This is a genomic window from Lentisphaerota bacterium, assembly GCA_016873675.1.
In the GTDB taxonomy this organism is placed as follows: Bacteria; Verrucomicrobiota; Kiritimatiellia; order RFP12; family JAAYNR01; genus VGWG01.
This window is the reverse complement of the sequence record VGWG01000122.1, coordinates 1-7,324: the sequence shown is the minus strand read 5'-3', so window position 1 is coordinate 7,324 and position 7,324 is coordinate 1. Positions and strand designations below refer to the sequence as shown.

Here is a 7,324-nt window from a genome sequence, read left to right as displayed (position 1 = left end):
TTGAGGTGGAGACCTCGCCCGGTGACAGTCTGGACGGGCGGGTGCAGAGTGAAAGGCCCGGTTGGTGTCTGCTCCATCTCGGCAGCACTACCGCGATTCAATCCGCTTCACCGCCGCCTCGGCGGCCAGTTGAACCGCGCGGTTGGGATCGGTGAGACCGGCGCGGATCAGGGGGAGGTCTTCGGGTGTTCCGATCTGACCCAGCGTGGCGATGGCGGTGCGACGCAGGGCGTCGGTGGAGTTCGTGGCGTAGCTGCGCACCAGCGGCAGGAGGCGCACATCATTGCGCTTGCCGATCATCGCCAGGATGCTGAGCTTGGTCGGGGTGACCACCTCCGGGTCGGCGAGTTGCGCCTCCAGTTGCCGACTGAACGTCTCGACCGGCGTCATCCGTCCCGCCGCTTCCTGCAATCCGACATTCACAATGGCCGTCCCCGCCAAACCGTCCTGGCCCTGCGCGTAGCGGGTCAGGATCGCTTGGATCGCATCGGGATCGGATGAAGATTTCAGGCACTCGGAGAGAAATTGCAGGCAGTAATCGCGCCAGACCGGGCTTTCGGACTCATCGGCCAGCATCTTGCTGAACAGTTCGTGCAGGCGTGGATTGGGCGACTCCTGCCAGACCAAGGAATTGGCCATGTTGTTGCGGGTCACATCCCAGTGTTGACGGTTGAAAAGCTCCTTCTCGAAAAACGCCAGCACATCAGCCGGAAGCGTATGATTCTCCATCGCCGCCGTCACCCGGTTCAGGCGATCCTGCTCGGTGAGGGTTCTGAAATCCGACCAGCCAACTGGAAGCGTCTCGGTGGGAACCCCGTCGGGACGGGCCGATCCCGGCAATGGCGTTTCGATGTCGGGAGTATCCGCCGGAACGGACGTCGGAATCAACGGCATGGACTCGATTACGAGGCGACTCGGTTCGGCATATGGCGTCCGCTTCCGAAAGATCGTGACGGATACGACACCGGCCACAGCGGCCAGCAACACTGTCACCGGGCACTTCAAAACCAGCCACCTGTGGGCGGTTCAAAATCAGCCACTGTTCGGTTGAGTAAATACCATTAAATATCGTTGTTGTCCACCGGGTTTTTGGCGGTGGTGCGGTCTTTGAGGCGGTAGCTGCGGCCGGTGATGTGGATGATCTCGGCATGGTGGAGGAAGCGGTCGAGGATGGCAGAGGCGGCGGGCACATCGCCAACGAGTTTGCCCCACTCCTCGACCGGGCGGTTGGACGTCATCAGGGTTGACCGGTTTTCGTAACGGCGCATGATGATCTCGAACAGGTATTCGCCTCCTCGCGGAGGCAACTGTTTCAGGCCCATGTCGTCGATGATCAACAGATCCGGCTTCAAGTAACGCGCCAGGGGTTTGCCGGCCGGCAAGGTCTCGTCATCGCGCAGTTCGCGCACCAGATCGAAGATCGACCGGTAGAGCACGCCGAACCCCATTTTGATCGCTTCCTGGCCGATGGCCTGCGCCAGATGACTCTTGCCGACACCGGGCGGACCGACCAGCAGCACGTCGCGGGCTTCGCGGATGAAATGCCCGGCGGCCAGGTCGTAGATCAACTTGCGTTTGATCGAGGGGTTGAAGGAGAAGTCAAAGTCCTGCAGCGTGCGCGTATCACGGAAGTCCGCCCCCTTCCTGCGGCGCGCCAGTTGTCGTTGCTGGCGGATGTTGAACTCATCCTGAAGGATCAGTTCCAGAAACTCCAAGTGGCTCAGGTTGTGGCCGGCGGCTTCCTGCAACCGCACGTCGAGCGCTCCGGCCAGGCCGGAGAGGCGCAGGTTTCGCAACTGTCTGCGTAGGGATTCGTTCATGGGTGCTCCTGTGGGGTAACCCCGAGATGCGCGGGGACGCAGGAGTTGTCCACGGTCGCGCCGGAGGGCCCTTCCAAGCCCGTAGGCGCGGCGGTGGTCAACTCCGGTTGGACGGCGGACGCGGCCACGAGCGTGCCGTATTCGCCGAGATCGCGGATGAGGGTGTGCGTGTCGAGGAAGGTGAGTTGTTGGGGTCCGGGCTGGTCTTCCAACAGGCGCCGCAGGTGGCGCAGGCGCAGAGCCTCGCCACGGTCCAGCGCCTGCTGGCAGGCGCGCTCCATCTTCGCGCAACCGACCCGTCGGCCCAGGTGCCAGAGCCCCATGAGAGCACGGATCGCTTCGATGCCGCGCTCGGCATGCACGCGCTGGGCCCATTCGCCGCACCAGGGCCCGATCTGTTCGGCACGCTGGCACCAGTAGGCGGCAGTACGATTGACGCGGTTCTGGCCGTTTCGGCCAGGCATCCGGGCACTGAAGGATCCCGCTTCCAACCGCGCATGCATGGCGATCGGGTCCATGCGCAGGTTGAAGATCCGCACGGTACGCATGTCCCAACGGGCCCAGACCGTGCGGCCGACGTACTCCTCGGGAACCGCATAGTACGCATGCTTCACCTCGATGTAACTGTCGCGATGCACCGCCCGTCGTCCTTCCTCATAGGACGCAAAGACCATGGGCGGCAACGCCAGCAGCGCGGCCCGCTCCCGCTCTTCAAAGCACCGCGCCACATGCCGGCGGGTCGTGCCGTGAATGCGTTCATCGGCCACATGCTTCTCCCACCAACGCAAATACGTGTTCTCATCCGCCAACGAGGCGAACACGCGCCCCTTCAAGCCGTTGCCCTTGACATAGCCGACGCCGCGCTCGACCTTGCCCTTGTGTTCCGGATGCCGCGGCCGGGTAGGTAGCACAACGGTGCCGTAATGCCGGCAGAAGGCCGCCATCTTGGGAACGATCTCCGGTTCATACCAGTCGGCCTGCGAGACGGCGGCGCGCAGGTTGTCAATGACGAGCGTCCGGGGGACGCCCCCAAGGGCACGGAAGGCGTTCTCCAAACAACGGATGAACTCTTCCGTGCCCTGCCGGAACACGGCTTCGCTATAACCCTTGCGGGAATGCGACAACACCAGACGAAACACCCAGGTGCGACGCCGCTTGCCCTCAACCGCCACCGGCGCACCCAGGCCGAAGTCGACCTGTGCTTCTTCGCCGGGGAGGCACTCCATGCGTTCGATGCGTTCCGCGGGGGGCACCGAGAGCCGCCGCACATAACGCTTCACGCTGTCGTACGCACCGGCAAAGCCGTGATCGGCGCGCAGATCCTGGAAGATACGTTGCGCCGTCAGCCCGGTCTCAATACCCGTGCGCACGAACTCGTGGTACGGCCGACAGAGGCTCGGACGCCCGACAATCCCGGCGGGCGGAATGGCTGGTTTTGACTCGGCGGGGCCGTCCGTCCCGGCGGGCGAAATGGCTGGTTTTGCCGCCACCGCCGCGTGCAGGCGGATGTATCGGGTCACCGTCTCCCGATCCAAACCCAGTTCACGCGAAATCCGCCGCCGGGACCAGCCCCGTTCGTGGAGCTCTATGATTGAAGTACTTGTAGCCATCTTGATCTGGTTCGACATCGTAAAACCTGCCCCCTTTCGGGGGTATATTCTACCTGACGAACCACCTCATCAAGGTGGCTGGTTTTCAAGTGCCCATCACTGGCTGGTTTTGAGTGCCCGCTGACACAACACGAATGGTAGAAGGCGATGATGTTTCATGGTGTTTGTTGGGGTTAATGTGTAGGAGGCCCATCCCGAAAGGCCGCGCCGCAAGGAGCCTCGGTGTCCAGACCGCACTTTTTTCTCGCAAAGCCGCAAAGATCGCCAAGAGGCTCCAGAATCCGTTTCTTTGCGTACTTTGCGTCTTGGCGAGATCAAATCCCTTCTGACTTCAAAGATACGCCTCGTCCCGTCAGCACCCGGCACGTCCTCGAATCATATTCTAGATTCTGACCCTGATACCAGAGACAAGGGTTGACCCCGATTCCCCCCAGCATCGCCGCCCACACACATTCGCACGCACACTGCGCGCGACGACGTTCGCGCTTGGGCTAAACTGTTACCCCTATGGCCACTATGTCCGCCTCAATGACTTCGCGACCCGCCCATTTGAACGTAATAATAGCCATCGGAACCCGCAGTAACAGACCAAGGCAACTCTGGAGCCCAAGCAGGTATTTGAGCATTGTATCGCGCGACGGCCTTCTCTAATATTTCGCGCTCAGACTGCTTATCGAACAAAACGTTTCGATTATATGCACCAATAATAGCACAACTTAAAGCTCCTTGCAGAACATTCACATCCTCAGAGGAATTCAAAATCATCAAGATGGCATGTTTTACTTTATCCGCACCTCTACCCCTGATCCGAATACGATTGGGGTCTTTTCTTGTCTTGAACATCCCTGGTGCATCTCCTGGCACAGTTTCCACCCGGCCGTCCGGCGTTAGACACACCCCTGAAATTAACCTTTGCGCGCCCAACAAATCTCCCTTTTCCAAGAGATTTACAATGGGTGCCACATCGCGGACAGGAAAGTAATACTGCGTGAGCCACGCATACAGCCCGAACCCCACCAGCGCACCAATAATAACGCAGCCAATTAGCAGTCTTATTTTATGAATTCTCATACTCATGGGCATCCTCCTCCTCTCGTCACGGCACGACCCAGGACCAATCTATTAATTCAATATCCAATTTTCGCGCCTCGACATGCATCTCGTTCCGTGGACAGAGGCCGCTACCCGTCGCTGAATTCACAGCGTGTGTATGGACGCTATTTCCCTGTCCCCTTTACGCTGTTTACGCTGCACCCGCTTGCTCGCCTCAATGACTTCTAAAACCGCCCATTTGAACGTAATAATAGCCATCAGATCCCACGGTTACAGACCAAGGATTCTCTGAACTGGAAGCAGGTATTTGGGCATTGTATCGCGCGACGGCTTTCTCTAGTATTTCGCCTTCAGACTGCGTGAATAACAAATCATTAATGCACCCAAAAGCACAACCTAAAGCTTCTCTCAAAACAATTGCATCCTCAGCAGTATTTAATACGTTTAAATAGACACGCTTTATCTTTTCCGCGCCTCTACCCCTGATACGAATACGATTGGGGTCTCTTTTAGGCATTCCATCAGGGAGTCTTTCCATTTCGCCATTTGGCAGAATAAGGGGACTAAAGATTAGACTTTCGGCACCTCTGAAGTCTTTCTTTTCCAAGAGCATTACAATTGGTACCACATCACGGACAGGAAAGTAATACTGTGTGAGCCACCAGTACAGACCAAACCCCGCCATTGCAACCACAATCATGCCAACAATAAGCAGTCTTACGCTTCGGATTCTCTTACCCATGGGCATTATCCTCCTCCAATCATGGCACAACCCAGGACCAATCTTTTAATTCAATATCCCATTTTCGCGCCTCAACATGCAGCTCGTTCCGTGGACAGAGTCCGCTACCCGTCACCGAATTCACACCGTTAGTATTTGTATAGGGTGCCGGCGGAGAGAGCGGTGGATTCTTCACTTCGTTTGTCGTGATCCACCCGTGCGTCCAGTTGCTTCGCCATGTCCAATTAGTCGTCGCACTCACGCTGTTTGTATCGAAACCCAAAACGTATCCCCCCCCGCCTGGCGTCTCCCATGTTTTGTGAATTTGGTCTTGATCTAAATCATCGATATGCGAATAAGTCAGCCCCGTTCCCCATCCGCCTTGGCTGTTTGGCAATTGCCTCGATTGGCGGTGACCATTTTCGTGGTGGATGACATGAATGTATGGAAAGATGCCGCTCTTGTTCGTGTCAAAGATTGCGATTTCATCGGACCACAGATAACTCGTGGAGCCGTAGTCGTAGACGGGACGGCCATCATACCATCCAGCCGCGTTTGTTGTTGTGCCGCTAGTGCCAACCAATTCATTCGAGTAGACCATCCGTTGCGCCTGCGGGCCAAAGTTGCCGCTCGGCCATGAGCCATCTGTCTTGCTGAATTGATTTGCGACCTGCTGCCAGTAGACGTACCAGTTGGGGTTGCCGGCTTTGACGTAATTGGTGCTGAGGGCGCCCGCCGCGATCACGCGGGCGGCGGCATTGGTTCCGGTGCGGGCGAAGCGGAATTGAACCGGCTGATCCCGTTTCCAGGCATGCCGGTCTTTGAACCGCAGCACGAGGTTGGTGTTGCCGAAGGCGTCGTTATGCGACGGCATCTGATTGTAGCAGAACTCGGTCCTCCACGGCTCGGACGGATTCGTGTTGGTTGTGACCGACGTGACGGTGGACACGGACGGGTTGATCCATTCGACGTTATTCCACACGAGTGACTTGATGAAGGCGTTGCTCAAGCCAGTCAATTGAGGCGTCTCGCAAGTCATCAGGCAGTTGGACGGCGCGGTTGGCGTGTCGAACACCAGAAGCGAGTATGACGCAGGAGAATAATTAGATCCTTCTGCGCCGTCGGGCGGAAGGTCTCCTGCGGGGCTGTCGATATACATGTTGGGACAGACAAGGTGCAGGTTCGTAAAAGTGCCGTAGCGGACTTGCGTCACCACATTACTGGCTAAGACCATCACTTGGTCATCTAAATTCGAAATGAGCTTTTTACGGATGCCTTCCACCTCCATTTTGAATATGGCATTTAACACATGATCCCCTTCAGAAATGCCGCTCATTTGAAAGCGCTCCGGCTGACTCACTATGTTCGTAATGTTGAAACGGCTTCCGGCATTCAGTGTGATACCGGCAAGATTATACGGGCTACCGGTTGATGAGGTCGCCACGACTTTGCCGGTCACCACAAGAGAGGCCGATGCATTGTACAGCGGGAAAATGGCGTACGTATACCTATTCGTCGTCAAAATAATCGGGTCATTTGCATTCAAGCCGGTGAAATCAACCCCAACCGCAGGGGTGTCGAATTCGAACCTCGCTCTATAAGAGGATTTGTATTTGATCGTGACCTGATAGCGCCCAGGGGTCCGCACGATTATAGAATAATGGTTGAAACGGTTTGGAGTTACCCCAGCTTCAATGAAATCTATCCCCCCCGCTACGTTTGTTTTGACTTGATTGATTTCTGCGACCGTCGAAGGTACGGGGGCCGACCATCCTGTTGCTCCCGTTGAGTAAACCTTGTTTGACGCGATCTCGAACGTCCAATTTGTGGCATTCGCCTGCAGGTTGTGGAGATATATAACCAGTGCTCCCCCATAATTGGTCGGGGTAATAGGTGCCACGTGCAAAGGGACCGTCTTAGGCTGGAAGGCAATAAACGGCCCAGCAGTAAACGGAGCTCTCTCTTCTTTTGTGTGATCAGTGCGCGTACTGCTTGACGCTAACGGCGCGGCTGGCGCAGCCAGCGCCCTAAACCCGAAACCGGAGAGTGGCGCGACGGGGGCCGCAGGGGCGGGGGAGACCCAGACGCTCCAGTCGTAGGCTGCCAAGGTCACGGCTTGC

General features: G+C 57.3%; 6 protein-coding genes. All 6 read right to left on the bottom strand.

Annotation, left to right across the window (positions count from 1 at the left end):
* Nucleotides 1–87: 87 nt before the first annotated feature.
* Entirely contained in the window at nucleotides 88–1,005 is a 918-nt protein-coding gene (locus FJ222_11190) for a HEAT repeat domain-containing protein (protein MBM4164985.1), read from the bottom strand.
* A gap of 56 nt (nucleotides 1,006–1,061) precedes the next feature.
* The gene (locus tag FJ222_11185) at nucleotides 1,062–1,820 is read right to left on the bottom strand and encodes an AAA family ATPase (GenBank protein ID MBM4164984.1); all 759 of its coding nucleotides are present in this window, start codon (nucleotides 1,818–1,820) and stop codon (nucleotides 1,062–1,064) included.
* The gene (locus tag FJ222_11180; protein ID MBM4164983.1) at nucleotides 1,817–3,448 is read right to left on the bottom strand and encodes an IS21 family transposase; all 1,632 of its coding nucleotides are present in this window, start codon (nucleotides 3,446–3,448) and stop codon (nucleotides 1,817–1,819) included. Before FJ222_11180 ends, FJ222_11185 begins: the two co-directional genes overlap by 4 nt.
* Nucleotides 3,449–3,955: 507 nt before the next feature.
* Nucleotides 3,956–4,507 carry a hypothetical protein gene (locus FJ222_11175; protein ID MBM4164982.1) on the bottom strand — a complete coding sequence of 184 codons (552 nt, stop codon included), beginning with the start codon at nucleotides 4,505–4,507 and terminating at the stop codon, nucleotides 3,956–3,958.
* A 190-nt stretch (nucleotides 4,508–4,697) separates the two neighbouring features.
* Nucleotides 4,698–5,225, bottom strand: coding sequence for a hypothetical protein (locus FJ222_11170; protein MBM4164981.1), 528 nt, complete (start codon nucleotides 5,223–5,225; stop codon nucleotides 4,698–4,700).
* Between the two features lie 19 nt (nucleotides 5,226–5,244).
* Nucleotides 5,245–7,104, bottom strand: a complete 1,860-nt coding sequence (locus tag FJ222_11165) for a hypothetical protein (GenBank protein MBM4164980.1) — start codon at nucleotides 7,102–7,104, stop codon at nucleotides 5,245–5,247.
* Between the last annotated feature and the right edge of the window lie 220 nt (nucleotides 7,105–7,324).

What these genes read in the sequence shown, in the direction of transcription:
- FJ222_11175 (MBM4164982.1), bottom strand. Translation starts at nt 4,507, where the DNA reads ATGAGTATGAGAATTCATAAAATAAGACTGCTAATTGGCTGCGTTATT.
- FJ222_11185 (MBM4164984.1), bottom strand. Translation starts at nt 1,820, where the DNA reads ATGAACGAATCCCTACGCAGACAGTTGCGAAACCTGCGCCTCTCCGGC.
- FJ222_11180 (MBM4164983.1), bottom strand. Translation starts at nt 3,448, where the DNA reads ATGTCGAACCAGATCAAGATGGCTACAAGTACTTCAATCATAGAGCTC.
- FJ222_11170 (MBM4164981.1), bottom strand. Translation starts at nt 5,225, where the DNA reads ATGGGTAAGAGAATCCGAAGCGTAAGACTGCTTATTGTTGGCATGATT.